This is a genomic window from Shewanella livingstonensis, assembly GCF_003855395.1.
GTDB lineage: Bacteria > Pseudomonadota > Gammaproteobacteria > Enterobacterales > Shewanellaceae > Shewanella > Shewanella livingstonensis.
In genome coordinates this window covers 3,744,630-3,770,444 of sequence record NZ_CP034015.1, presented here as the reverse complement: position 1 = coordinate 3,770,444, position 25,815 = coordinate 3,744,630, and the positions used below count along the sequence as shown (strand labels likewise).

The 25,815-nt window shown below is 41.0% G+C and carries 23 protein-coding genes and 1 pseudogene; 13 read left to right on the top strand and 11 right to left on the bottom strand.

Annotated elements, in window-relative coordinates:
* Positions 1–48 precede the first annotated feature (48 nt).
* The 7 genes from galU (at position 49) to EGC82_RS16260 (ending at position 8,545) form a co-directional block, all read left to right on the top strand.
* Entirely contained in the window at positions 49–936 is an 888-nt protein-coding gene (galU, locus tag EGC82_RS16290; protein ID WP_124731686.1) for a UTP--glucose-1-phosphate uridylyltransferase GalU, read from the top strand.
* A gap of 451 nt (positions 937–1,387) precedes the next feature.
* Entirely contained in the window at positions 1,388–2,737 is a 1,350-nt protein-coding gene (gene glmM / locus EGC82_RS16285; protein ID WP_124731685.1) for a phosphoglucosamine mutase, read from the top strand.
* 420 nt (positions 2,738–3,157) lie between these two features.
* On the top strand, positions 3,158–4,237 hold the full coding sequence (gene rfbB / locus EGC82_RS16280; protein ID WP_124731684.1) for a dTDP-glucose 4,6-dehydratase: 1,080 nt from the start codon (positions 3,158–3,160) through the stop codon (positions 4,235–4,237).
* A gap of 83 nt (positions 4,238–4,320) precedes the next feature.
* The gene (gene rfbA, locus EGC82_RS16275) at positions 4,321–5,199 is read left to right on the top strand and encodes a glucose-1-phosphate thymidylyltransferase RfbA (protein ID WP_124731683.1); all 879 of its coding nucleotides are present in this window, start codon (positions 4,321–4,323) and stop codon (positions 5,197–5,199) included.
* Positions 5,200–5,201: 2 nt separating this feature from the next.
* Positions 5,202–6,080 carry a dTDP-4-dehydrorhamnose reductase gene (gene rfbD / locus EGC82_RS16270; RefSeq protein ID WP_124731682.1) on the top strand — a complete coding sequence of 293 codons (879 nt, stop codon included), beginning with the start codon at positions 5,202–5,204 and terminating at the stop codon, positions 6,078–6,080.
* The gene (gene rfbC, locus EGC82_RS16265) at positions 6,077–6,625 is read left to right on the top strand and encodes a dTDP-4-dehydrorhamnose 3,5-epimerase (RefSeq protein WP_124731681.1); all 549 of its coding nucleotides are present in this window, start codon (positions 6,077–6,079) and stop codon (positions 6,623–6,625) included. Before rfbD ends, rfbC begins: the two co-directional genes overlap by 4 nt.
* Before the next feature lie 738 nt (positions 6,626–7,363).
* Positions 7,364–8,545, top strand: coding sequence for a J domain-containing protein (locus EGC82_RS16260; protein ID WP_124731680.1), 1,182 nt, complete (start codon positions 7,364–7,366; stop codon positions 8,543–8,545).
* A 126-nt stretch (positions 8,546–8,671) separates the two neighbouring features.
* Here EGC82_RS16260 and EGC82_RS16255 read toward each other — a convergent pair whose 3' ends face one another.
* The 5 genes from EGC82_RS16255 to EGC82_RS16235 form a co-directional block, all read right to left on the bottom strand.
* On the bottom strand, positions 8,672–9,838 hold the full coding sequence (locus EGC82_RS16255) for an Arm DNA-binding domain-containing protein (RefSeq protein ID WP_124731679.1): 1,167 nt from the start codon (positions 9,836–9,838) through the stop codon (positions 8,672–8,674).
* A 355-nt stretch (positions 9,839–10,193) separates the two neighbouring features.
* A complete protein-coding gene (locus tag EGC82_RS16250; RefSeq protein WP_124731678.1) occupies positions 10,194–11,441 on the bottom strand; it encodes a hypothetical protein in 1,248 nt (415 codons plus the stop codon).
* Positions 11,442–11,447: 6 nt separating this feature from the next.
* Positions 11,448–14,339: a site-specific integrase gene (locus tag EGC82_RS16245; RefSeq protein WP_124731677.1), complete on the bottom strand. Its 2,892-nt coding sequence runs from the start codon at positions 14,337–14,339 to the stop codon at positions 11,448–11,450.
* Positions 14,332–15,930 (bottom strand): site-specific integrase, encoded by a 1,599-nt coding sequence (locus tag EGC82_RS16240; RefSeq protein WP_124731676.1) that lies wholly within the window; start codon positions 15,928–15,930, stop codon positions 14,332–14,334. The genes EGC82_RS16245 and EGC82_RS16240 overlap by 8 nt, the downstream gene beginning before the upstream one ends.
* Entirely contained in the window at positions 15,930–16,406 is a 477-nt protein-coding gene (locus EGC82_RS16235) for a hypothetical protein (protein ID WP_124731675.1), read from the bottom strand. Before EGC82_RS16235 ends, EGC82_RS16240 begins: the two co-directional genes overlap by 1 nt.
* Before the next feature lie 894 nt (positions 16,407–17,300).
* On the opposite strand from EGC82_RS16235, the gene EGC82_RS16230 reads away from it, so the two are divergent.
* Positions 17,301–17,570, top strand: coding sequence for a hypothetical protein (locus tag EGC82_RS16230; RefSeq protein ID WP_124731674.1), 270 nt, complete (start codon positions 17,301–17,303; stop codon positions 17,568–17,570).
* An 84-nt stretch (positions 17,571–17,654) separates the two neighbouring features.
* Here the strand turns inward: EGC82_RS16230 and EGC82_RS16225 are convergent, their stop codons facing one another.
* From EGC82_RS16225 to EGC82_RS16215, 3 genes are all read right to left on the bottom strand, one after another.
* On the bottom strand, positions 17,655–17,924 hold the full coding sequence (locus EGC82_RS16225; protein ID WP_244212476.1) for a hypothetical protein: 270 nt from the start codon (positions 17,922–17,924) through the stop codon (positions 17,655–17,657).
* Positions 17,925–18,052: 128 nt separating this feature from the next.
* Positions 18,053–19,381, bottom strand: a complete 1,329-nt coding sequence (locus EGC82_RS16220; RefSeq protein WP_124731673.1) for a HipA domain-containing protein — start codon at positions 19,379–19,381, stop codon at positions 18,053–18,055.
* Positions 19,382–19,383: 2 nt separating this feature from the next.
* A complete protein-coding gene (locus EGC82_RS16215; RefSeq protein WP_124013258.1) occupies positions 19,384–19,674 on the bottom strand; it encodes a helix-turn-helix domain-containing protein in 291 nt (96 codons plus the stop codon).
* Between the two features lie 906 nt (positions 19,675–20,580).
* Between EGC82_RS16215 and EGC82_RS16205 the strand changes: the two genes are divergently transcribed.
* The 3 genes and pseudogenes from EGC82_RS16205 to EGC82_RS16195 form a co-directional block, all read left to right on the top strand.
* Entirely contained in the window at positions 20,581–20,862 is a 282-nt protein-coding gene (locus EGC82_RS16205) for a helix-turn-helix domain-containing protein (protein WP_124013259.1), read from the top strand.
* On the top strand, positions 20,862–22,175 hold the full coding sequence (locus tag EGC82_RS16200) for a type II toxin-antitoxin system HipA family toxin (RefSeq protein ID WP_124731672.1): 1,314 nt from the start codon (positions 20,862–20,864) through the stop codon (positions 22,173–22,175). Before EGC82_RS16205 ends, EGC82_RS16200 begins: the two co-directional genes overlap by 1 nt.
* A 329-nt stretch (positions 22,176–22,504) precedes the next feature.
* Positions 22,505–22,612, top strand: a pseudogene (locus tag EGC82_RS16195) (IS982 family transposase); the annotation flags it as partial.
* Positions 22,613–23,250: 638 nt separating this feature from the next.
* Here the strand turns inward: EGC82_RS16195 and EGC82_RS16185 are convergent.
* The 3 genes from EGC82_RS16185 to EGC82_RS21870 form a co-directional block, all read right to left on the bottom strand.
* On the bottom strand, positions 23,251–23,577 hold the full coding sequence (locus EGC82_RS16185) for a hypothetical protein (protein ID WP_124731671.1): 327 nt from the start codon (positions 23,575–23,577) through the stop codon (positions 23,251–23,253).
* A gap of 258 nt (positions 23,578–23,835) precedes the next feature.
* On the bottom strand, positions 23,836–24,090 hold the full coding sequence (locus EGC82_RS16180; protein WP_124731670.1) for a hypothetical protein: 255 nt from the start codon (positions 24,088–24,090) through the stop codon (positions 23,836–23,838).
* A 279-nt stretch (positions 24,091–24,369) separates the two neighbouring features.
* Complete coding sequence (locus EGC82_RS21870) at positions 24,370–24,573, bottom strand: Fic family protein (protein WP_164839150.1); 204 nt, start codon at positions 24,571–24,573, stop codon at positions 24,370–24,372.
* Between the two features lie 527 nt (positions 24,574–25,100).
* Between EGC82_RS21870 and EGC82_RS16165 the strand changes: the two genes are divergently transcribed.
* Both EGC82_RS16165 and EGC82_RS16160 read left to right on the top strand, forming a co-directional pair.
* Positions 25,101–25,355, top strand: a complete 255-nt coding sequence (locus tag EGC82_RS16165; protein ID WP_124013263.1) for a type II toxin-antitoxin system Phd/YefM family antitoxin — start codon at positions 25,101–25,103, stop codon at positions 25,353–25,355.
* Entirely contained in the window at positions 25,348–25,617 is a 270-nt protein-coding gene (locus EGC82_RS16160) for a Txe/YoeB family addiction module toxin (protein WP_124013264.1), read from the top strand. Before EGC82_RS16165 ends, EGC82_RS16160 begins: the two co-directional genes overlap by 8 nt.
* Positions 25,618–25,815 lie beyond the last annotated feature (198 nt).

Below are 25,815 nucleotides of genomic sequence, written 5' to 3'. Positions count from 1 at the left end.
TTTAGCCTGTCATCATTTATCAAGTATTCTGAATTTAAAGGGTTTTAGATGAAAGTTGTAATTCCTGTAGCGGGTTTAGGTACCCGTATGCTGCCAGCGACCAAAGCCATTCCGAAAGAGATGTTGCCTTTAGTTGATAAACCGTTAATTCAATACATTGTTAATGAGTGTGTGGCTGCGGGTGTGAAAGAAATTGTATTAGTGACTCACGCCAGTAAAAATGCGATTGAAAACCACTTTGATAAATCCTATGAGCTTGAATCAACGTTAGAGAAGCGCGTAAAACGTCAGCTACTTGAAGAAGTACAAGCGATTTGTCCTAAAGACGTGACCATTATGCATGTGCGTCAAGGTGAAGCGAAAGGCTTAGGGCATGCTGTATTATGTGCTTACCCGTGTATTGGTAATAACCCCTTTGCAGTAGTGTTACCTGATGTTATTTTAGATGAATACACTGCAGATCAAAAAACTGAAAACCTAGCCGCGATGATCGCGCGCTATAAAGCAACCTTCGCTAGCCAAATTATGGTTGCGCCAGTGCCAGAAAGTGACGTTAATAAATACGGGATTGCCGATTGTAATGGTGTTGAGATCGCACCCGGTGATTCTGCTAAAATTAAAGCCATGGTTGAAAAACCTGAGATAGGTGAAGCGCCATCTAATCTTGCGGTTGTTGGCCGCTATGTATTATCTGAAAAGATTTGGCGATTACTGGCTAAAACACCCGCGGGTGCAGGTGATGAAATTCAGTTAACTGACGCGATTGATATGCTGATTGAGCAAGACACTGTTGAAGCCTTTAACATGACGGGTAAGTCCCATGATTGCGGTGATAAACTAGGATACATGAATGCCTTTGTTGAATATGGTTTGCGCGATGCTAAGTTAGGCGCGGATTTCAAAAAAAGCGTTGAAAAGATTCTGCTTGAACAGTAACACTTAATTATCATGTGCTTTTAAACCAACTTATATCAAGTTGGTTTTTTGCTTTCTGCTTTTTGCAATTAGCTAAATGCCTAGATCGCTGCTAGGACGCTACGCGGATAGATTATAAGAATGGGGCGCCTACGGCTGCTAGAACGACCTTCGGTCTTCTAGGACCTAGAATTTACAGCAACACCTGGATCCCCAATAAAAGCATTTGAGGATGACGGCAGGTGGAGCATTGAACCTAAACGGACGTAGTCCGCTCTCTGGCGAGCCAGCGAGTTCCTAGACTCTTAGCAGTGACGTAGTCCGTCCTAGAACCTAGCAGGACGTAGCCCGTCCTAGAACCTAGCAGTGACGAAGTCCGTCCTAGAACCTAGCAGTGACGAAGTCACGTCCTAGACTCTAGCAGTGACGAAGTCACGCCCTAGGTACTTAATTTTTTAGATTGGAGTTTTTTATGTCTCGTAAGTATTTTGGCACCGATGGTGTTCGTGGAAAGGTGGGAACGTTTCCGATAACGCCTGATTTTGCAATGAAGTTAGGTTGGGCTGCTGGTAAGGTTTTAGCCTCAACCGGTACCAAAGAAGTGTTGATTGGTAAAGATACCCGTAGCAGTGGTTATATGTTTGAATCGGCTATGCAGGCAGGCTTGTCTGCTGCTGGTGTCAACGTGGCTCTTATTGGCCCTATGCCAACGCCGGCGGTGGCGTATTTAGCCTCGACCTTTAGAGCCGATGCCGGGGTGGTGATCAGTGCATCGCACAATCCTTTTTATGATAACGGCATTAAGTTTTTCTCAAATTCGGGCACTAAGCTCAATGATCAGCAAGAGCTTGAAATTGAAGCGTTACTCGACCAGGCGTTAAATCATAATGCGATGGAATGTGTTTCATCTGAATTGTTAGGCAAAGTGCGCCGAATTAATGATGCTGCGGGACGTTACATTGAGTTTTGCAAAGGCGTATTTGCGAAAGATTTAACCTTAGCGGGGCTGAAAATTGTCGTCGATAGTGCTAACGGTGCGGCGTATCATATCGCGCCGAATGTGTATCGTGAATTAGGTGCTGAAGTGATTAGCATTAATGACAAGCCTAATGGTACCAACATTAACGAGTATTGCGGCGCGACCCATTTAGACAGTTTACAAACAGCTGTGATGGTACATGAAGCAGACTTGGGCATTGCGATGGACGGTGATGCAGACCGAGTGATGTTTGTTGATCACAATGGCCGTGTAGTGGACGGCGATCAAATTTTATATATTTTGGCAAAATCTGCCAAGCAGCAAGGCACAATGACAGGCGGTGTGGTCGGCACGTTAATGTCTAACCTTGGTCTTGAAATAGCCTTAAAAGAAATGGACATTCCATTTAAACGCGCCAAAGTGGGTGACCGTTATGTGGTTGAACAATTAAAACAGACTGGATGGCGCATTGGCGGTGAAGGTTCTGGGCATATTTTACACCTTGACCATGCTTCTACCGGCGATGCTGTTGTGGCGTCATTATTAGTGCTGCAAGCGGTATTACAATCGGGGCAATCATTAGCTGAGGTTGTATCGGGTATGAAAAAGTTACCTCAAGTACTGCTTAATGTGCGTTTAACCGCTAATAACGCAGATGAAATTATTGCTTCAGCCGCCGTAAAACAAGCAGTGATTGAAGCCGAAGCGGTACTTGCTGATAACGGCCGTGTGTTATTACGTAAATCGGGCACTGAACCGCTTATTCGTGTGATGGTTGAATCAACCGATCCTGAAATGTCACTAGCACAAGCAGAACATATAGCGAAAGCGGTTCGCGCCTAACAACAGCGGACAGCATTGTCTAGGCGCGCAGTTAAGCTATGACGTTAGCGTTTAGTTCGCGTCGGTTAGGTGATTAACCACCGCTATTTGATTATAAAAAAGCAGCAATCTATTTGCTGCTTTTTTAATGCTTGTAATGCCTCGTTTTAGTGATCACTTTTTAATGGCATTTAAAGTGTTTTTTAAGGCGTAAATTGAGTATAGCGTTCGGTTACATTCGTTATTTTACATCTCAATTTATATGGGGTTTGATTCAGTCAATCAGATAGTTAAGGTTGATTGGGTATCGCAACCCATAAATAGACTATCCGTTTTTGATACACTTCATCCGCCTCAACGCCGTGATTTCCGTTATAATTATCCATTAAAGTTAGGTCGGACTGATATTTAGGTTATTAAATAGCTCTTGGAAGCATTTCAATGAAAATTCTAGTCACAGGTGGCGCTGGTTTTATCGGCTCTGCAGTAGTGCGCCATATCATCAATAGCACTCAAGATAGCGTCATTAATGTGGATAAACTGACCTATGCAGGTAATCTTGAATCGTTAGCGAGTATAGCGTCAAGTGATCGATATGTTTTCGAGCAAGTCGATATTTGCGATCGTGCGGAATTAGACCGAGTGTTTAAACAGCATCAGCCAAATGCCGTAATGCACCTTGCTGCAGAATCTCATGTTGATCGCTCCATCACTGGTTCATCAGACTTTATCCAAACCAATATCGTTGGCACTTATATGCTGCTTGAGGCGACGAGAGAGTATTGGAATACCTTGTCATCTGACGCTAAGCAAGCATTTCGCTTTCATCATATATCTACCGATGAAGTGTTCGGTGATTTGCCTCACCCAGATGAGTTGCAAGGCCATAGCACAAATGAAGCGTTAGCATTATTTACTGAAAACACTGCTTATGCGCCAAGTAGCCCTTATTCTGCATCAAAAGCATCAAGTGACCACCTAGTGCGAGCATGGTTACGCACCTACGGCTTACCTACTGTGGTGACTAATTGCTCTAACAACTACGGCCCTTATCACTTTCCTGAAAAATTGATCCCATTGGTGATCCTTAATGCGCTAGAAGGCAAGCAGCTTCCTATCTACGGTAAAGGTGATCAAATTCGTGATTGGCTTTACGTTGAGGATCATGCCCGCGCACTTTATAAAGTGGTTACCAGTGGCAAAGTCGGTGAGACCTATAATATTGGTGGGCATAACGAAAAGCAGAATTTAGAAGTGGTACAGACTATTTGCACTATCTTAGATGCTCTAGTGCCTAAAGACACGCCTTACGCTGAGCAAATCACTTATGTGACAGACCGCCCCGGCCATGATCGACGATATGCCGTTGATGCGAGTAAAATCAGTAATGAATTGAACTGGCAACCACAAGAAACTTTTGAAACGGGTTTACGTAAAACCATCGAGTGGTATTTAACGAATCAAGATTGGTGTCAACATGTCCAAGATGGAACTTACAAAGGCGAGCCGTTAGGCATTTAATCTCATTACTGCAATTATTGATCTGTTGTCCTAGATTTATGATCCAAAACCTAGGGCCTTTTCATCTAGGAACTTATTTACACATGAAAGGCATTATTTTAGCGGGCGGCTCAGGGACTCGTTTATACCCACTCACGAGAGGGGTATCCAAACAGTTATTGTCCGTGTATGACAAGCCAATGATCTACTATCCACTGTCAACATTAATGCTGGCTGGGATAAGAGACATATTGGTTATTACCACTCCAGAAGACAGCGAAAATTTTAAACGTTTACTCGGTGATGGTTCTGATTTCGGCATTCAGTTGAGTTATGCATTACAAGTATCACCAGACGGTTTAGCGCAGGCATTTTTAATTGGCGAAGAATTCATTGGACAAGACAGTGTTTGCTTGGTGTTAGGTGATAACATCTTTTATGGGCAATCCTTCAGTAAAACATTGCAGAATGCCGCTAGCAAGGACGGTGGCGCCACAATATTTGCCTATCAAGTTAAAGACCCTGAAAGATTTGGTGTGGTCGAGCTTGACGTCAATATGAACGTTATATCGATAGAGGAAAAGCCCGTTAAACCTAAATCAAATTATGTTGTGACGGGTTTATATTTCTACGACAACAGCGTTGTTGAAATGGCAAAACAAGTTAAGCCATCACATCGCGGCGAGTTAGAAATAACCACGTTAAATGAAATGTATTTAACCAAGGGTAACTTGAAGGTAGAGTTGCTTGGTCGTGGTTTTGCATGGTTAGACACAGGCACATATGATAGCTTGCACGAAGCGTCTTCTTTTGTGCGTACTATAGAGAATGTGCAAGGGCTTAAAGTGGCCTGTTTAGAAGAAATAGCCTGGCGCAACGGTTGGTTAAGTACGGATGATCTTGCTAAATTGGCTGCACCGATGATAAGCAGCAACTATGGTCAATATTTAGCAAATTTAGCTGGTTCGGTTAACGAGGCTTGAGTATGAACATATTGGTCACAGGTAAAAATGGCCAAATTGCTAGGTGTTTAGTTAAGCAACTTAATACTCTACCAGATGTCACCTTGTTGGCATTAGATCGTGACCAGCTTGATATAACAGACCCTATTAGGGTCAATAAGGTTATTGCTGAGTTTTCACCCAATATCATTATCAATGCAGCTGCTTATACCGCAGTTGATAACGCGGAACAAGAAAGCGCATTGGCCTATGCTGTTAATCGTGATGGACCATTTAACCTTGCCGTTGCCGCGAATAATATCAATGCCATTATCATCCATATTTCGACCGATTATGTTTTTGCTGGTGACAGTCTTGCCGCTTATGTTGAGACTGATAACACCGAACCTCAAAGTGAGTATGGCCGAAGTAAACTCGCTGGTGAACAAGCGGTTGCACGAGCGTGTTCGCAACATATTATACTCAGAACCAGTTGGGCATTTGCTGAGCATGGGCATAATTTTGTCAACACCATGCTGCGTCTTGCTAAAACCAAAACGTCTATAGGGGTTGTTGCCGATCAGTTTGGCGGCCCAACCTATGCGGGTGATATTGCCAATGCCATAGTGACAATTGTGAAACAGCTCGTTGATGGTCATCAAGCCTACGGGATATACCATTATTCTGGTTTTCCTCATGTCAGCTGGCATGTTTTTGCGACAAAAATTTTTGACCTTGCGCTAGCGCAAGGCGTATTGAAACAGCCCATTCAAGTTCCCCATATCACAACGCTAGACTATCCCACCCCCGCAAAGCGCCCAGCAAACTCACGTTTAAATTGTGATAAAATCAATCAAGAATTTGGTCTTGTGCAAAGTGATTGGCAAGCCGCATTAGTCAACATTGAAGAGTATTCACGATGAACGTCATCGCTACACAAATTCCAGATGTGAAGATTATAGAGCCCACCGTGTTTGGCGATGATCGTGGCTTTTTTATGCAGACGTGGAGCCAGCAACAGTTTGAAGCACTCGTGACAGGCAAGCCTACCATTTTTGTACAGGATAACCATTCCAAGTCGAACAAGGGAACATTACGCGGTTTACATTATCAAACACAACACACTCAAGGAAAGCTGGTACGTGTCGTGAGCGGTGAAGTATTTGATGTGAGCGTCGATATTCGTAAAGGCTCACCTACCTTTGGTCAATGGGTCGGCGTTTACTTATCTGCCGCCAATAAACGCCAGTTGTGGATCCCAGAAGGCTTTGCCCATGGTTTTTATGTAACAAGCGACCAGGCTGAATTTATTTACAAATGTACTGATTATTATTGCCCTGGATCTGAAGAGAGTATTGCCTGGAATGACCCCGCTATTGGCATTCAATGGCCGTTAACTAACCCACCTTTATTATCAAATAGAGATGCTCACCTAAGTGTATTGCTCAAGCACGCACAATGTTTATAGCATTTAGCTTGGCTGCTCGACTACGTCGTTCCGGTAACGCTGTTAAAGCCGGAACCCAGGTGTTCGCTTTTAATTGTTCAGAAGATGGGGCGCTGCTCGATTACGTCGTTCCGGTAACGCTGTTAAAGCCGGAACCCAGGTGTTCGCTTTTAATTATTCAGGAGATAGGGCGCTGCTCGACTACGTCGTTCCGGTAACGCTGTTAAAGCCGGAACCCAGGTGTTCGCTTTTAATTGTTCAGGAGATGGGGCGCTGCTCGACTACGTCGTTCCGGTAACGCTGTTAAAGCCGGAACCCAGGTGTTCGCTTTTAATTGTTCAGGAGATGGGGCGCTGCTCGACTACGTCATTCCGGTAACGCTGTTAAAGCCGGAACCCAGGTGTTCGCTTTTAATTGTTCAGAAGATGGGGCGCTGCTCGACTACGTCATTCCGGTAACACTGTTAAAGCCGGAATCCAGGTGTTCGCTTTTAATTGTTCAGAAGATGGGGCGCTGCTCGACTACGTCGTTCCGGTAACGCTGTTAAAGCCGGAACCCAGGTGTTCGCTTTTAATTGTTCAGAAGATGGGGCGCTGCAAAGGGGAAATTGAACGTAAACGGCGGTGACAATTACTGCGCTCTGTACGTGGCTGTTACATACATTTAGTCACCAAGAACCTAGCGTCAAGGTTGATGAAACGATATCATTCTTGATAATACACTCACTGAAATCAAAAAAGCTTCAATACGGTACTCTGCATGACATTAATGACCATTATCGACAATTCTGAGCTCAACAAATCTAACAAACAGTCGCAAAAACTCGAAAAATTATGGTTAGACGTTGAGAAAAAACAAGCACGTAATCAACGCTATCGCGCAAAATTAGAGGGTTTTTATGAAGAGTTTAAACCGCTAATCGAATCAAAAGAGCATGTTGTGTGTGCTGCGACCGGAAAGTGGGTCCAACATTTACTAACGTTTGTGCCACGCAAAACGATTAAGGGTAACCAAAGGGTTGAACTTTATGGTTGGATTGAAGAGGAGCTCACTATACTTGAGGCCAACCCATTTAATCCCATTAGCACAACTGATTTGCGAGAGTTTTTTACTTCATTATTGATTGATTTTCAATCGACGATGCCAAAGCAAACGGTGAGTGATGAAGAGCTTGAGGCGCTAAGGGAAGATCTGTTTGGAATGTTCGGTGAGTGGTTGCCTTTAAGCAACGAAGAGCTTATTGATATGATACATCATCCTGAACGTTTTCAAGCGTATATTCATGACATGCTCAGCCAAAGCAATAACGCAGAAGCTCAGGATGAACATCAAGATGATGTTGAGTGGGATGAACCAGGCTGGGACATGGGTGATGACTTTTCATTCGAAAACGATGACTCTGAATTACCGATGAGCACTGCGTTATTTGAAGATAAAGCGATGACGAAACTGTATCGACAACTCGCTAATCAACTTCATCCTGATAAGGAGCAAGATCCTGCGCAAAAAGCCTTAAAGAAGGACTTGATGCAGCTTCTTTCCCAGGCTAAAAAAGATAAAGATGCGCTCGCGTTACTGATGATGGCACAGGAACATTTGCCCGAATATAAACTCATCGCTGATGAGGACATGATAAAGCGAGTGGAAGCCGCGCTATATTCAAAAATAGCATTACTAAACCAAGATCATCAATTTATGCAGCATGGCAACGACATTAAATCGGAAATTTGGCGTCGTTTTGGCGGTGGCGGAAAGGCGTCGCGCGCAAAAACGTTGCAACAGTATGGCGATCTGCTGATCATTGAAGCTGAAGCACTATACGCTAAGATCAATAACGTCACGACGGTGCAAGCCCTGCGTGAACAGTTAAGTCAGCGAATGCATCAGCAGGAATTGAATGACATGATGGGGTTTGGCATGTTTGAAGATTTTCTAGATTAGATTTTGTTTGTCGAGATGTCATCGCTGACGTTTTAAGCGTTTGGCATACTCACTTCATCTATTATGATGGGGTCATAATCTAAACCACTATCGACCCAGTCACAGGGCCGATAGTGGCTAAGGTTTTTAGCCCAGTCCCTCGCTTTTCATTAATGAGTCAAATGCATTACCATCAAGGCGAGAAGCATTGGCAACATAGGGGGCATAGACTTCAAACAGTAGTCGGGTGTCGCTATGTCCTAGCATATGGGAAATGTATAGCGGGTTCTCATGAGCCGCAATATGCAGCACTGCGGCTGTATGGCGTGTTTCATAAGGTCGACGGAGTTTTAAGCCTGCGGCTTTTAAGGTGGGGAACCACAATTTACGACTTATAAAATGCGTTGAAGGTGGTAAGCCTGTCGGCGCGATAAATACAAAGTTAGATCGTCCGGTTTTAACGGCTTGAATACGTTTAAACGCATTAAATACGGTGTCACACATCTTAAGCTCACGGCGTGATTTTGGTGTTTTTACATCACACACTTCACCATTAACCCAATTTTGACGAACGCGAATTAATCGATGGTCAAAATCAATGTGGTCCCACTCTAAACCATGCACCTCACAGCTGCGCATGCCCGTCCAGAAGCGAATGATAAAATAGTCCTTCCACTTTTTAGGCACACTCGCAAGAAACTTGCGCACCTCATCGATGGTCATGGGGTTTGACTCTGCTTTTTCTTCTTTGAAGGCCTTATAACGTCTCAGTGGATACTCAAACTTATACTCTTCTGCCGCTAAGCTGATAATGGCAACCAAAGGCCAGAGGATGAAGTTAATTCGCCGATTAGACAATAAACGAGAACCGTCTTTTTTTACCCCTTCACTTAAGTCCTGACGAAAGTAATCCACCTGTGACAGCGATAGTTCGTTGACTAATGTGTTGCCGAAGTGGGGGATAAGGTATTTATCCAATGCACTGCGCACCGAATCTCGATAGCTGTTTTTCCAGGTGGCTTTTTTTCGTTCAAACCACTGGTTGGCAAAATTATCAAAGAAAGGGTATTGGCGGTCGGGATGAGCTACACGTTGCAGTTGTTCAAACTGAGCCACTTTTTTACTGTTTGGGAAGTAGTCGCGGTATTGAAAGGTGCCTAAGTCAATTTCAGCACTCATTTTTTTGAGCATGGATTTAGCATTAGCGAGGTTTTTAGGGGTGGCCATCAATTGGGTGCCTTCACGAAAACGGCAGCCATAAAGATGTAAGTCGAACTGAATACGCCCATTGGGGCGAATGCGAATATGGACCATGAATGGCCTCCATCAAATAGATCTGTCCCTACCCGATGGAATTCGTTAGAATTTAGCCATCGGCTGGGTCTGGATTAATAGTCTTCGCAGCCGGTAAGGGGGAGAGTGGTTGCCGCCACTCTCTCCCAACTGCTATTTTTAGGGTACTCAACTTACCAATCGCGCAAGTCAATCACCTCAGTGTGCCTCCCAATAGGCTAAAAATATAGCTTATTCGTTAACCAGTTCTAGTTATATACCTAGCACTGTATATTTGTCCAGTGTTTTATTGCCAGACGCTCAACTTTTTACATTTATCCTTTCTTAATCAATCATTATCAGGATTTTGTGCTGGTCAGTTGTTTAAGTGGTGCGTTTACACATCACCAAACCCTAATAGATCACCTTGCTTCTCTTTTTCTCCGCCATTTTCTTTGATTTTCTTCTCCAATGCTTTTTTAGCATCGAGTACTTGATTCATTTTTTCAGGAGCAAGCTCAATATCATATACGCTTTGGTATGGTTGATTAGTATCTCGGTCACTGTAGAAGCCAAGTTTTCGTTTGCCATCACTACCAAGCAACATTTGGATTTTGATCTGGGTTGCCGTTGTAATGTCCTTCACTTTTATCTTTGACAGTTCACTTAAATCAATTCTATATACTGTCGGTTGAGTTTTTCCAATATGCTCTGCTGACAAAAACCGATTACCACCTGTTTCGTCAGTCAGGCCTGCGAACATAACGCAGTGATTATCGATATATAGCAGCGCCTCGTTTGCTTGTTTAATTAACGCTATATCGCGGTAATTTTCGATTTCCTTTTTGAATGTATAGATATTGACAACAATCTTTTGCTCAACAGTAAATGAGATTTCTTTCTTGTTAGCATAGTCTCGTAATGACAGTAATGAGCTTGAGATTACCCTGCTGCCATCACTGAATATCGCTCGTTCATCATCAATGTAAATTGAAACAGTTTCAGCGCTAGTTGAATCGCAGAGATTACTGAGTTGTGAAACGCTATCTTTATTTAGCAGCAAGTTGAATTCGGGCTTTAATGACTCTGGTATAGCGTATGGAATAATTTCGTTGTCGCGCTCGATACGAATTTGTGCTCGCTCTTTGTTGATTTCAAATGTATCAAATGGCGTGTGAGTTTCTGCTGCTTTGATGATGTCCTTTGCTTTGGATGTTGATAATGTATGTTGCTTTGATTGCTCTGCGAGCGATAAAAAATCGAGGTGTTCAGTTATAGCTGATTTAGCTTGAAAATAGAGCCGAGACTCGTGTTCAGTCAATGTATCTATAAATGGATATGTGCTTTTTTTGTTGTAATTCACCTCGATGTAAAAGTCAGTTTTTGATTTTACCAACTCCTTTTGATTGTTCCAATATTGCTTCAGACTACTTGCCGAAATGCTCCAGTTCCCATTCTTAATCCCCCATTTTTTTTCAGTTTCAAGGCTTATTATTTGAAGGTTATCCCCCATGCCTCCAATGATTTTGCATGTCATTTCGTCGATAACAAAAGATATACGAGCTTCGGCATCTGACTTGTTAACCATCTCAAGTAAGTGAGAGATGGGCTGATGATGTTCCGGTTTAAAAATGATTTTCGACATATAGATTCATCCTAATTTTGTTGTTAAGTGGGTAAAAAAACCATCTAGTATTGGTTTTAGTTTTTTCGATGGCATTTGGGTTTCTAAAGTGATAATTAGCTGGGTATTACCGGTTTGTGTTATCTGCTTGTTGACGCTATCTCCTCTGCGCACAAATTGCGTTTTAACCATATTTAATTTACTACTTTTAAGGCTTTTTCTATTTTGTTGAAGCACGAAATTGGCTTTGTAATGCTTAAAAGAACCCACATGGCACAGAGCAATAAATGCATCTAATACTTTTTGATTGCATTGGCATTGGAACTGAAGATTAAGTGTTTCGACGCTTGATGCTTGTGGTTGATGAATAATGACTTCTGGTTTGCCGAGTGTGTTTAATGCTGTACGCTCTTTAGCGGTAAAACTAAAAAATTTCCCTCGTGCAAGGTGGTGCCATTGTGCATTGACGGTATTAAAGTCTAGATCGCCTTTATTCAATGATGTGAAAAGAGCCTGGCAAAAGTAATGGAATGTGGTTATTTGTTTATCGAAGTAGTTAACAGGCATTGAGCTTATCCACTGTGATGCAAAGTCATCATCAATAGATCGTGTTTTTTTAATGGGTAAAATGTTATTTTTAATGAGAAACTGATTTCGTTTTAATTTTTTTAACACTTGGCTTTCACCCAATATCGGTTGAAATTGTTTTTTTGCCTTGTTCGATAATGATGAATACTCAGAAGAAAGTGTGTTTAATATACGTGATATATCATTTGAGCCGGCGGGTAAATCAAATAAATAGCGAAGCTCTGCTCGAGAGTATTGTCGACAAGCTGGTTTCAGTAACGGAACAATTTTCTCCATACCATGTATATAGTTACGCCGAGTTGTAGCATAATTAGCGTGGCCTAGCTGTCCTGAAATAATGTCAAATAATAACCCTGTATTCAGTTGGGAAAATGGGCGTCTTTCCAACCAAAAATCAAATCGTTGTATACAGCTTTCATGAGTTAACATTTCCACAGTTGCGTCATCTTGAAGAATGTCTTCGAGGTGACCCTCTTGTCGCTGATAAACGAGATGTAGTCCTTGTAAGTAAAGTAATTCTGCTCCGCTGTGTCGTAAATGATGAAAGCGTACTTTAGATCCAAATAGCATTTTGAGTGCTTGAGTCGCAGGATAGAGATACTGGCTTGCGCGAACATGAATCGATTCATGTTCAAAGCCCAGTAGTGGCTTATTGCCACAACTCCCCGATTTTATTTTGAGTAATATACGAATTAGCTTGGCTGCTGAAGCCGGCATCAACGCACTGACGACTCTCGTTTTACCATTTTTTGTGCGCCCCTCTGGAGTATGTGTTATGACGATATCGAAAAGCTGCTTATTTTGAGCGCTTACTCTAATGTCACTAAGCCGCAGCCTTAATATTTCACCTCGTCGCATCGCACCATAATACCCTAGGAGAACTGCAACGCTGGCAAATAGTCGCTGCATAGCATTACCGTTAGGTGATGAAAGCAATTTTGTTACAGTACGATTGACTTGAGAAACGTCCAGACGAAACGAGTCAACTAAAGAGGGAAGTTCTGGGCGCTCAAATAAGCTTAAATCTAAATGGTCTGTTAGCTCTTGATGCGAAGCACTTCGGAGAAAATTATATAAATGCCAAGGCGTAGTTTGTTCATTTAAGCGTTCGAACTCGTTATGCGCCCATTGGTGCAGTTTTTCCGGTTCACTCGCATCATAAAAGCTCAATGAGCTTAAGTTATGATAGAAATTCGTATAGCGTTCGATACTTCTAGGTTGCAGATTTTCTTGCTTAACGCCTCCTTCTGTAAATAATTCGTCTGTAAAGTGAAAGAACAGTTTTGGGAGTACATTTTCTAGATCCCACTCTGGAGTCGCGGGTTTAATGGGTTGCACCTTTGACCCTTTTAGATAATATTTTATGAGTGCTTTATGGGGCCAATAGGTGGTACGAGTTGTTTTAGGGGTATGCGCCTTTAGATTCCATGCCTGCTGCAATGGTGCTTGGTATAATGCCTTCTCCTTTTTAACACCAATAGGGGATTGTTTGGAATTGCTAAGCGTCGCCACATGGCGCATCGGATCACTTAGATCACGTAACAATGCCGGTGGTATAACATAATGATGATGCCAAAAAGATTGAAATGTCCGCAACCACTCAGCGGGATCCATTGGAGAGAAGTAATAGGGATCGAGGTTTACCCAGTCATTAATGGCATTCAGTAATGATTTTATGGTTAAGTTGTTTACAGAATTGAGCTGGTAAAAATCTTGCAAAACTTTCAAGGGAAAAGAAGGCAATGCATAACGAGTAAAGCTGGCTATGTTGTCATTTGAGAATGTGGCGATAGGTTTGTAATGCGGTACCTTTAAGGTAAATTGTCCTTCAAAAAATTCGATTGAAGAGGGGTCTACTAGTATTTTTTTCCAATATGGAAGGGGTAATGGGGCAACTTCGAAATTCAGTACGAGCAATGTCCACCCCATGTTACGCCATCGCTGATTCATAAACGTTTGACGCTGTTGTTCATAACGTCTAAAACACCGATTGGCACACTCACTTTTTTTCAATATGCCTAATAGCCAAATCATAGACTCATCACGAAAGACAGATTCTGTTGTTTTAGGCAGTTGCCAGTCACATATTTCGTTTAAGTAAAGTAAGACTTGATTAAGTGCAGTTGATAGCGATCTTTGGCGACCGGTAGGCACACTTCTAATTTTTTGATTAATGAGGAGCAGCTGCTGTTGAGATAATACTCGTTCACTAATATGTAATGAGTTAAGTATATTGCAAACCCATTGAATGTGTTCTTGCTTTTCACAAGTTAAGCCCAGATCATCTCGGTACTCGAAAACGCTGTCAGCCGTTAGCCCTCTTCTAGCCATAAAAATCACCGTCTATCTCTTTTAAGCTTAAAAAATCAGGAATATTATTCAGGAAGTGGTGAAGCTTACTATTTGTGATGGGATATAGCGTATCACTACCCAGTTGTTCCCCCCAGTTAGCATGCCCCATCAATCTATCAATATCTTGTGCGTTTAGCGTGGGAGAGGACGATGTTAGCGCGTGTTGGGCAAAGAAATGTCGTAATTGGTAAGGCACAGCTACTTCTTCAGGGTTAGCAGTTACCCACCACTTAGCCATAAATTGACGCAGTACTTTTGCTGATAATGGTTTTATGGACATATGTTCATCAACTAAAAACCACATATAAGTCGAATCAAGTGACGTTGATGAGTGACGGCTTAAGTTTTTCTGTAAAAAATCATAGCGTAATAATGCGTTACGAAAATAATCACATAGCCAAATTGAGCGATAGCGGCCCTTATCAAACACGATAGCGTTTCGTCGGTCGTAGCAATACTCTTTCAATAATGTGATTTGATGAGTTGGACGTGTCCCTGTCAACACGATGAATAATAATGCTAATTCAAAAGTTCGAAAATTGTACAGTTCACGCAGTGTTTCTTGCGTATGTAAACAAGAGTCAAGTTTTGAAGCGTGATAGTAGATTTGGTCAAAAAAACGGCGAACAGAATCTACTTTTATCTGTCGCAAAGAACCCACAAAGATGGGCGGTGTTTGGATATGTGTTCGCAAAGCTGGCGACACATCATAATGAAGTGAAGGGATCCGTCCTGGAGTACATAAGTAATATTGTGGATTTTTTTGGAGGCGAATTAACTGTGTATTTGTCGTCGATGTCGGTTTGGGCACACTCAATAATGCAATTAATTCTGGTTCATTTATGGCTTGGCTAAGCCGCTCTAAATACTGTGTTTGAGCTCTAAAAATATCGTATCTTATTTGTTCAGTGTCACGTCTCTGATAATTGAAGGCACTAACGTGTTGCAGTTCATCGATCCCTAGTATGACCGCTTTTGCTGGTGTGGTCAGGTTTGGATCCGCTTGCGCCATTTTATGGAAATGGTTAAATAGTACATCCTTTCGTGCAAGGTATTTTCCTTCCAATATTGTAGGCTTTCTCCATTTTGATGTGATAAAGCGTAAGAATTGTATTTTTTCAGTAGTACTCATTATCCAGCATTTTTCAGCATGCTTTGTTTTAGTGATGGCATGAGAAAACCAATGGTTTAACCCGTTTGGAATTGGCTGCCATTGCCAGTTAACACCATGCCTAGCAGGTACCTCCAGAGCATATTCGATCCATGAGGGAGATTTTTCTCTAATACTCCTTAAGCAATAGGGTTGGCAAGGCTTGCTGCCACTTACGATCGTGATATCTGGAATGTCATCGATTGATTTACATGACGCAAGTGTGCCTGTTAACCATAAGTACAAGAAATTAAACAGTGCCCTATCAAATTGAGTGACCGTTTCACTCGGAAATGGCTGATAAATTTTTTTTAATCTCATCATTGCCGCTAATAGCTTAAGAGCACAGAAACGGGCATTAGGGAAAGGTGAACCACTATTGTTGTATCTTATTTTTGATTTGATAGCTTCAGAGTTCATTAATCTTTTGCCCTACGAATTGCAGAGGGAGAAACATGACTCAATTTGCTGAGTTGTTTTTGTGTCGGTACGGTTAACCCCATTAATTTTGCGTTATTGAGCCGCCCATGCAGAATTTCTGGAAGTTGTTTGTACTCAGGGTAAAATAAAGCGGGTCGAATAATAGCTAAAGTGCACAGTATTAGCTCGATGTTGGTGTAAATGACGATTGATGCTGTGAGTTTATGATTTTCAGGGTGGCTAAGTAACAAAGTCAATAGAGGCATTGCAGTTAGCAAATAGTACTCATTCGGGGTTGGTGAGGTGATAACCGGAATTGGGCTGGTATCGAGTAAGCACTGAAGTTGTTCAAAAGAAAGAAATTGAAGATCGGGCATAGCAGACGGCTTTAACTTGTCTTCAGAGCATAATCTAATGAGTTCTGGATGCGGTCGCCATTGAAGCGAATCTAGCCGGATTTTTTTAGTTTTAGCCATATTTCCCTGCCAGATGCTCTTAGTCATAGTTATGCGCATATCAAATGACGCTTACCGAAATTAATTTTTCATGTTTCTTATTTACTGTCTATTTGTACAGTAATTATTGTTAATTACAATAGATATACTATTTATATTTATTAATAAATCCTTTACTATTCATAATATTACACAACAAAAATGTTGTTTTTTATTGTGTAATAAACGATTTAGGTGATTTTGATTCATATTTTGGCGAAAGATAAATTGATTGGGATGATGAATTTAAATTGATGTGGATGCACTTATAGATTGTCATTGAGCTTGTCGTGGAGAGTAAATTGATAGCATCCCCCGAACCAATTATTGGCATCTCTGAATGAAATGGCATTACACCTTGTTGATTTTAAAAGTCTAATACAACGAAAATTACCTGATCACATTGTGGAAAAAGCGGTTCCATCATAGTATTTTTTAACATTAGCAATCGTGGATTGCACCGTGCAAAATCACAAAATTTTCAATACGAATAATTGATTACGGTATTTCTAGTCGAGGCATGATTATTCGCAAGATCCGCTAGAGCAGCGTTAAAGTCGATTTGACGACAAACAACCATTCACTGCACTACATAAAATCAAGGTTTCGACCTTTGTTTTTGTTTGTCGATCTTGTGCACCAGTTTGCTTGGGAGTCTTTGACAGGCCTATGGTGATTGCAGACTATTAATTAGTTTCTTACTTAGGCTGTTGTTGAATAATGTTATCTTCTTGACCTTTTAAATACTATGGATGATATGGATGATATGGTTGATCGGTAAGCAATGGAATGGACACAACCTCACCCATTCGTCCCATATGCTGACAATAGAGTAAACTAGCAGCAGGAGTCTTTTTTATAACCAGTGAGGTTTTTATGAAAAACACGATAAGAGTCGGTGTCGATTTAGCCAAGAACGTTTTCCACATTCATGCTGTTAATGAAAGTGAAGATATTATCTGGCAAGGAAAATATAATCGTACTAACTGGATGAAGGCCATTGTTAAGCGTGTACCGACAACGGCAGTCATTGGCATGGAAGCTGTGGCTCTGCAAATTATTAGGCTCGAGAGCTTCATCTATTTATCCTCTAAAGCTTGCGATATAAAGCTTTTCCCCATTGTCCTAACTGCCCACAGTAAGTGAGCAAATGGTGGGTAGGCTAGTTTCTCCTGATTGGCTTTTTTGCATACGGCTGTGTTTACCATCGAAAAAGGCCAATACTCTGAACTAATAAAGTGATTCTTCATAACTCAGGCTACACGTTGGGCGTGCAAGCGCGATTAGCCCCTGTTTGCGTCCTAGGCTGACAATCACGAAGAACGTGAGCTTTAGCGTAAGCCCAGGGGCGAGTACCACAAATATCATCATGCAATATCGGGTAATTGCATAGCCTAAGCCATGTGGCTGTTCGAGTAAGGCAATGCCAATACACCAACCAAGGCCTGCCAGAATGGCTATTGGAAAGGTAATAGGTGCGAGTCGCATCATAAATTGCATGTTATATCCTTCCTAATTGGATCCGCAGCAGTGTTGGCTACGTTCGTTGGTAATCCCCCCTAAAAAAACCTATTCCACTAATTGGACTGAGTAAATCGTAAAAACACGATCCCACTAAGTGGACGTCTCTATACTTCAATATAAGGTATTTCAACTGCTTGAGCTTTTAAATACTCGGTTCTTGTAAGTATGTTGTCACTCAGTTGCTGAAAATACTTTATATCATTAGCAGAAAAATGAGATTGAGTTTTCAGACTTTCAATCAACGATTCAGTAGATAGTTGTTTTATCACTTTATTTGCCAATTCAGTCAATAACCTAGATAACAGTTTCTTATCGATACCACATGTTTCTGCGAAATCAGCCAGTTGATACGCATGAATATCATTGGGGTCAAACTCATCTCCCATAGCCATCGCCAACATGTGTTTAAATTGAGGGAACAAAGCGATATTGACGAGATCATAAGCTGGAGTGAATCGTGCGTTATTTCTATCAAAGAATAGTGAAACGTTCTTGCCGTGACTGTCGTAGTTGCTGATCATTAAATTAAACAGTTGCCAGTTTATAAGCCATTGCTTACTTTCAATTGGCGAAGACATATGTTCAGTGAATTCAAATAGCTTTACTAAGCTAGCTCCATCTCGAATATGTTGAACATCTCTTCCGTCACCCAAGTTTCGCTCATATTTGTAGTCTCTTGGTAAATTCAATGCTTGGCAGCCATCGATAACATGACGTCTCATTACTTTGTTGGAGTTGGCAACATATTTGCGGTCAAATCGTTTTACGATGAGCGATGGGTGCGGTCCAAAATGTCTATACTCAACATCAGCAGTTGGCAATCCAACTGCACTAGAGAGCTTCATACAAAAGAATTCGTTCAAGACGAGATTAGGACAGTTTCTCTTTTCAAATTTTAAAATATGGGTAGAACAGAGTGAGCCATCACCAAAGCCAATAGTGCCTTTCTCATCAATAAAAACATTTAATTTATCTTGAACTCCGGCCACGCTGAGACGTGGCTTATCGTCCCATATGAGTAGGCCAAATTCTTCTTTATTGTCGAGTCTTGTAATTAACTCTTCTTCTTCAAGTATTCTAAAAGACGGCTGGTTGTGTTCTTCTTCTAATGACGGTAAAAATGTCACAGCGCCTGCTAAGTCATTTCCAATGGCACGGACTTGTGAATAAACATTTTTCTCTGAAATACCCAGATTTTCAGCCAATAGCTTTCTTGCTTCACCTTCAGGCAAGGCATTATCTAGAAAGTTGTAAGCGACTTCTGGTGAGTGTTGATTATCCAGTGATAAATGGGGTGAGATAGCAAAACCTTCGTTTTGCCACTGCGGTGAATAACTAAGTTTTAATAAGTTGGTAGTGTTATCTAAAGATAAATTTCCAATCACTTGATCAGCGTATTTGATGTCTAGCCTGTATGCGTAAGCTTTTGTCATATCTAAACCCAGTCATCGTGAGGTGATGATATCTTTTCTAAAGGGGTTAATTCTTTAGAGGTTAGCTTAATACCTAATCCGTTTAAAATAGAAAATACCGCTGATAAAGTGCAGTTTGAATTTCCGTTTTCAATACGTGATAAAGTATTAATACCAATTCCGCATAGCGCGGCACAGTCTGCTAATTTTAGGCCGAGTTCCGTTCTTTTTGCTTTGATGAGTTGGCCCAGAACTTCTGCATTATCTATGAATGCAGAGCTAGGCATTTTCGAAGCTGTTACTTTCTTAGCCATCAATCGAACCTTACTAAAAATTAATCACCGATTTCAGTGATTATAGAACGATTCCAGTAACTTTTAAATATATTCACCGATAAAGGTGATTATATTACTCTCGTGAAATGTATCATCAATAAATAACCGATAGTGGTGATTATTTGACTAGTTAACAAACAATCATCACAGCGGCAATCTATTTCAATGTTGATTTTTGTTGAGTTACTTTAATATGTCTCTCATCTCAATTATACGCTGGGGCGAGTACGCTCCTGTTCTCATCACTGCAAATTCAGCGAGTGTTAATTCAAAAAGATTTGGATTATGCTCAATAATGTAACAACTACCGCTATGTGTTATTACCTCCAATTTTTCTCCTTTAATTTGTTTAGTCACTATTTTGGATGTCACTATTTGTTGGGACTCGCCAAATGACTTGTATTTCGATTTTTAAAATTGAAGGAAACTGACGTTTAATAAAGGTTCTAGAAGGTTTGGAGTTACCGTCATGACCCTGTTTGATAGTTACATGACGGTAAATGAATGTTTGTAACTCTTTGTAAAGGTTAGTAATTTACACTCTATACTCTGACTCTGAATGTGGTGCAGCTTTTGATTTTAGCTTTAATTCAATGTGTTACTTGTGCCTTTGTGTGTGTAAAATACATTTAGTCACCACTTTAGTACCACTTTGATTGGTCTGTAAGCTGATATTCTTATGGGCAAACTCCCCCTTGGTATTTCATTTTTTTCATTCATATTTTTTGGTCAGTCTCTTTTATGACAATACGCGTTAGCATGTCATCACATATTTAACGTCTATAGCGTGTAAATATTACTTTAACGGTTATAGCGTGTAAAACTCGATTTACCTGCTATAGCGTGTAAAGTGTTATTGGAACTGTTTATATAGGTAAAGTGATTATGAAGGTGACGAACTCAAAGCAGCTTAGCGCGTATCTTAAAGATGCACGGCTGAATATGAAGCTATCGCAAAGTAAAGCGGCTAGTAAGGTCGGCATTCGTCAGGATACGGTTTCTAGTTTTGAGCAGAACCCTGACTCTACTAAAATAGAAACACTGTTTAAGATATTATCGGCATTAAACCTTGAGCTAGATATTAAAGTTAGAAATCCAGAGTTAGGGTGTGAGCTTGTAGATGATAACGCTATACCGACTGAGCAAGAATGGAAGGAGGAGTGGTAATGGCTATCCTTGATGTTTATATGAATGGTTACCTAGTCGGAGAGTTAACTAAATCGACCACAGGCTCCCATCTGTTTAAGTATGAACAGCAATGGTTAGATACCTCCAGTAGTCGTCCCATCTCTTTGTCTATGCCACTGCGTAAGCAAGCTTATAAAGGTGATGAGGTTTACAATTTCTTCGATAATCTACTCCCAGATAATATAGCGGTGAGAAACAGAATTGTTGCTCGCCACAATGCTAAATCGACCCAAGCGTTCGATTTATTGGCTAAAGTCGGCCAAGACAGTGTCGGTGCATTGCAACTTGTACCACATGATCAACAGCCGTTTGATATCAAAAAGATTGAGTCTAAACCCTTATCAGATAAAGAATTGGAAAGAGTGTTAAAGGGTTATCAGTCGGATATTCCATTAGGCATGTTAACCGATGAAGATGACTTTCGAATATCGATAGCAGGTGCCCAAGAAAAAACGGCCTTACTTAATCTAGATGGACAGTGGCGGCTTCCTATTAAGGCGACCCCGACAACGCACATCATTAAGCTGCCCATAGGTTCGATACCGAGTCATTCACAACATACTCTTGATATGTCTGACAGCGTTGAAAACGAATACTTATGTATGATGATTGTGAGGGAGTTTGGTTTAGATGTACCACAATGCTCTATCATTAAGGTGGGTGATGTTAAGGCGCTTGCTGTGGAACGCTTTGACCGTAGGCTCTCATCTGATGGTAAATGGATTATGCGTTTGCCCCAAGAGGACTTTTGCCAAGCATTAAACATTCCGCTAGCGAGAAAATATGAAAGCCACGGCGGCCCCGATATTGAGCAGATTATGTCATCTTTATTAGGCTCCACCAATTCAGAGCAAGATCGAGTTAACTTCATGAAGTCTCAGGTACTGTTTTGGCTATTAGCGGCAACCGATGGTCACGCTAAAAATTTCTCACTTTTTATTGAGGCGGGTGGCGGATATCGACTAACCCCTTTTTACGATATTTTATCTTTGTATCCTGTGCTCGGCGGTAAAGGGGTAAATATTTGCGATGCAAAGCTGGCTATGGGGCTCAAAGCGACAAGAGGTAAGAAGTACCAAATAGCAAAGCTCTTACCAAGGCACTTTATTCAAACCGCAAAAGCCGTAGGTTTTGATCCTGCAACTATGGCGGACATTATGAATGAGATAGCCAATTCAGTTGACTCAGTCATCACTAAAGTTAACTCACAGTTACCTCAAGATTTTCCAGTGCATATAAGAGATACGATTCTTGATGGCTTAAAGGATAGATCTAGACGACTACTTAACTAGCAATTGGCTTCTTGTTGGTCTCGCTTAAATAACACTCATACATAATAGGTGCTTCATTTGCCTGCCTAATAAACCCCACCAGAGTGCTTATCAGAGCACAAAACAGCTCCCATCTGACTTACGCTTAAGCCATCCACGTGAGATGCCTCATCCTACAGCCTCAGATAATGGCGTTTCATTGGAGGGCGTTTTGGCGGTTTTTAGTCTCACCGGTGTATGAGTGGTGGTAAAAAGTTGATTTAAATCGGTTAATTAGTTTTTGGTTGGTATCTCGGTAAAACAGGTCCAACCTATTCGTAAAAAGTGGTTTTAAATCAATCGTTTAGTTGTTTTTGTTGGATGTGGTTGGCGGTTTAATCGCCTATCCACTCAAAGAAAGTAAGCCACAATGTAATATCTCTGATGTCGATTTCAATGCGATTTCTGTTATGGCTTAAATCGATCTGAGGTGACTTAACGTCTGAATATTGGTTTCGTGTAAATCAGCGAGTTTACTTTGATAAGTATTTTAATACGATAGGCACTAAAAATCACCCTTTAGTAAACTTACGCAACAAACTTATAATGGTTATTTGCAACCCAATGTTGAGTAAACTAAGCCGATCGAATGTCTGTCTGCGTTAAAGGTTAGTCGGAGTAAAAAATTCAGTGAGTTTACTTTGGATGAATTATCGCATTTAGCGGCCAAAGCCATGTTGCCAGAAAAGCTGGTGCTGGATCCTGCCAAGCAAACAGTGGAAGGTTTCTAAGAAGTATGGACGAAAGAAAAAGTGCATTTGCCGCTGACCAAATCTATGATTGAAGTCATTGAAAAACCCTTGCGAGATCTGCCATTAGGCTGATAGAGGAAGATCCAACACAAGCCATTCAATGTCATGTAACACCCAACCTATGGCACAGTTACTTGTCGATCAATCCACAAGTTAACCGTTATTTTGTATTGGACTCATTTTCTGAACAAATCATGCATCTTCATGAGCTGTAAGAGGTTGAGCGGTCATCTCATTCTTACCTAAACCCATTAAAAGGATCACAGTTAGGCGTAACTTGACAGAGAATGCTGTCCCCCTCACATCTAGCTCAAAAATTGCTCTTCATAGGAGCAAACAATTCTAACCAACTCATCTAGCTCATTTCCCAGTTCGGTATTAGGTTCTGCATTCCATATTTGCTCAATTCGCTTCAAGGCTAGCTGATGCTTGGCAGAATTCGATATCTGGCATGTCGTCAGAATTTCTCTGATACCAATACACATATCTGAGCTTTCTTTGAGACAAATCGCTTTATCCTCATCCACAACGTCAAAAATATTATCGAATAGTAGCCCCTCGCAAGTACTTAAGTCTTGAGCGTTTGCTATCCTAATGTTTAAAGCGTTCATCGATATCGGCTTTTTACTCATGTTAGATATACCCAATATAAAATGTATTTATTACCAGTATAGTGACTTTGTGGCTGACCTCATTGTGCTACTTAACTAAAAGTGGCTAAGCCGGCTTGTAATGAATGAACCTTGTTATTAAACTCACAATAACCGTCATGTCTCATTAATTCAGTGCCATTCAGCACTTTTGCGCTGTTAACAATAATTGTCAATGTCGTCGATAGAGTCTCCAACAATAAGTGAGTGTCAGTTTGTTTTGGTTGGTGGTGGTCCAACCTAAGCATACCCACCCATTTGAATTGACTTTATATAATCGATCAACAATTTACCATCGCCACGAACACAAACCCCTAAAGCTGTGATATTACCGAATGCGGGTATAGGCTCTTGAGTAAACCAAGAGATGACCTTATTGGCATCACCTGAAAAACTCAGTAATACAGGGATCAGGTAATCTTGGTCATCAATTGTAAAATAACACTCAAGAAGTGCTTTGAGTTGTTGATATGAAGCTTCTTGGGTCGTTGTCATCAGTAGTTCCTTAACATGTTCATAATGTGATGCTCGAAGGAGATGATGTTGCCATGGTAAATACGAGTGCTACCATCATTGTTCTTTATCAATAACGGATAAGTCGATTTTGATTGGCCGTACCATATTTAGCTTTGACTTGCCTTAGCCATCCAGCATTAGCATAAAAATGTGCATATTTTATTAGTATTGTTTTGATTTAGAATGAACCCAGTCGCTCACTCTTCCTAATAAGCATTATTTTTAGCACTCAACATCAAACTCATTATCTTCCTACTTCTAAGCAGGCATTATACCTTTTATAAACTTAGCAAACGGCGCAACATTACTATCTATCGAGGCACTCTCCAGCGGATCAAGGTACTTGGTACGGTGAGTTACAGGAATAATTGTCCAATGATAACCTCCGAGCAAGAACATAAAGTTCATCAAAAACCTGCTAGTTCTTCCATTTCCATCTGGGAACGGGTGTATGTACCCCAAGAAGAAATGCCCCAGTACAAAATAAAAGGTGGGGACAAAGCCAAAAGATGGCGGTTAGCCCCTTTAAACGAAAAAACCCACAACAGAAGTCGTAGGCTTAATCTTTATCTTATGTCTTTGGTGGGCTGCCGAAGCAGGAATATCCAAAGCGCTCTGAGTCATATTAGTACAAAACTGACGGTATCGACAATATTAATCGATCTTAGGACTTTCAATGCCACATGAAGCAATAGAGCAAACGTTATCGATAAGTCGCTTTGCAACATATAGAAACGCTGTTTGTACTTCTCCAGGGAGAAAATATTAACCAAAACAGAAGATTAAAGTAGAAGTGGCAAATATTCCAGCCTATACGAAAGAACCACAACCGCTTCAAATAAACTATGATTTTTTGCCTGATGCAAACAGTGCAACGCATAAATGACTAAAACGTTAGTTGCCTTATCAATATCACATGTACAATTAATTGTACAACTTAAACGTATAAGGCTATACTTGTACAATTAAATGTACATGTTGAGGTTCATATGAAGATCGTATCTTTTACTGAAGCTAGAAACAGTCTCAAAGCCGTTTTAGACGGTGTCGTTAATGATGCTGACACAACCGTAATAACTCGCCGTGACTCGGAAGATGCAGTGGTTATGTCTCTAGACTATTACAATAGTCTTATGGAGACAGTTCATTTACTTCGCTCGCCTGAAAATGCCGAGCATTTAAATCGTTCCATAGCGCAGTATCGTGCTGGTAAAACAACAGCACGAGAGTTAATTGATGAGTAGTCGCATGCGTTTACTTTCCTGGACTGACGATGCTTGGAATGACTATTTGTACTGGCAAACTCAAGACAAGAAAACACTAAAGCGAATTAATAAGCTGATCAATGATGTTAAACGTTCGCCATTTGAGGGCATAGGTAAACCAGAGCCACTAAAGGAAAACTTATCTGGCTTTTGGTCGCGTCGTATTGATGACACAAATAGGCTTGTTTATGCTGTTGATGATCACGCTATCACGCTAATTTCGTGTCGTTACCACTACTAAAATTAGCTTCATCGCTAAGCAACTAAATAACGTTGATAGCGGTAGGTTTTATCGTCATGATAAAATCGACCTTTTTTGACAGAGTCTTACTCTATACTAAAGCGAGTTTAGTGGATGGTAGCATTATCGTTAAAAAGCAGCGTGATCTAACATTTCTTACCTATTAAACCTTTATGTATCAGGTTAAATACAAGAAAG

Bases quoted from the DNA above. Each gene is read 5' to 3' on its own strand.
- galU (WP_124731686.1), top strand. From the start codon at position 49: ATGAAAGTTGTAATTCCTGTAGCGGGTTTAGGTACCCGTATGCTGCCA.
- glmM (WP_124731685.1), top strand. From the start codon at position 1,388: ATGTCTCGTAAGTATTTTGGCACCGATGGTGTTCGTGGAAAGGTGGGA.
- rfbB (WP_124731684.1), top strand. From the start codon at position 3,158: ATGAAAATTCTAGTCACAGGTGGCGCTGGTTTTATCGGCTCTGCAGTA.
- rfbA (WP_124731683.1), top strand. From the start codon at position 4,321: ATGAAAGGCATTATTTTAGCGGGCGGCTCAGGGACTCGTTTATACCCA.
- rfbD (WP_124731682.1), top strand. From the start codon at position 5,202: ATGAACATATTGGTCACAGGTAAAAATGGCCAAATTGCTAGGTGTTTA.
- rfbC (WP_124731681.1), top strand. From the start codon at position 6,077: ATGAACGTCATCGCTACACAAATTCCAGATGTGAAGATTATAGAGCCC.
- EGC82_RS16260 (WP_124731680.1), top strand. From the start codon at position 7,364: ATGACATTAATGACCATTATCGACAATTCTGAGCTCAACAAATCTAAC.
- EGC82_RS16255 (WP_124731679.1), bottom strand. From the start codon at position 9,838: ATGGTCCATATTCGCATTCGCCCCAATGGGCGTATTCAGTTCGACTTA.
- EGC82_RS16250 (WP_124731678.1), bottom strand. From the start codon at position 11,441: ATGTCGAAAATCATTTTTAAACCGGAACATCATCAGCCCATCTCTCAC.
- EGC82_RS16245 (WP_124731677.1), bottom strand. From the start codon at position 14,339: ATGGCTAGAAGAGGGCTAACGGCTGACAGCGTTTTCGAGTACCGAGAT.
- EGC82_RS16240 (WP_124731676.1), bottom strand. From the start codon at position 15,930: ATGAACTCTGAAGCTATCAAATCAAAAATAAGATACAACAATAGTGGT.
- EGC82_RS16235 (WP_124731675.1), bottom strand. From the start codon at position 16,406: ATGGCTAAAACTAAAAAAATCCGGCTAGATTCGCTTCAATGGCGACCG.
- EGC82_RS16230 (WP_124731674.1), top strand. From the start codon at position 17,301: ATGAAAAACACGATAAGAGTCGGTGTCGATTTAGCCAAGAACGTTTTC.
- EGC82_RS16225 (WP_244212476.1), bottom strand. From the start codon at position 17,924: ATGCAATTTATGATGCGACTCGCACCTATTACCTTTCCAATAGCCATT.
- EGC82_RS16220 (WP_124731673.1), bottom strand. From the start codon at position 19,381: ATGACAAAAGCTTACGCATACAGGCTAGACATCAAATACGCTGATCAA.
- EGC82_RS16215 (WP_124013258.1), bottom strand. From the start codon at position 19,674: ATGGCTAAGAAAGTAACAGCTTCGAAAATGCCTAGCTCTGCATTCATA.
- EGC82_RS16205 (WP_124013259.1), top strand. From the start codon at position 20,581: ATGAAGGTGACGAACTCAAAGCAGCTTAGCGCGTATCTTAAAGATGCA.
- EGC82_RS16200 (WP_124731672.1), top strand. From the start codon at position 20,862: ATGGCTATCCTTGATGTTTATATGAATGGTTACCTAGTCGGAGAGTTA.
- EGC82_RS16185 (WP_124731671.1), bottom strand. From the start codon at position 23,577: ATGAGTAAAAAGCCGATATCGATGAACGCTTTAAACATTAGGATAGCA.
- EGC82_RS16180 (WP_124731670.1), bottom strand. From the start codon at position 24,090: ATGACAACGACCCAAGAAGCTTCATATCAACAACTCAAAGCACTTCTT.
- EGC82_RS16165 (WP_124013263.1), top strand. From the start codon at position 25,101: ATGAAGATCGTATCTTTTACTGAAGCTAGAAACAGTCTCAAAGCCGTT.
- EGC82_RS16160 (WP_124013264.1), top strand. From the start codon at position 25,348: ATGAGTAGTCGCATGCGTTTACTTTCCTGGACTGACGATGCTTGGAAT.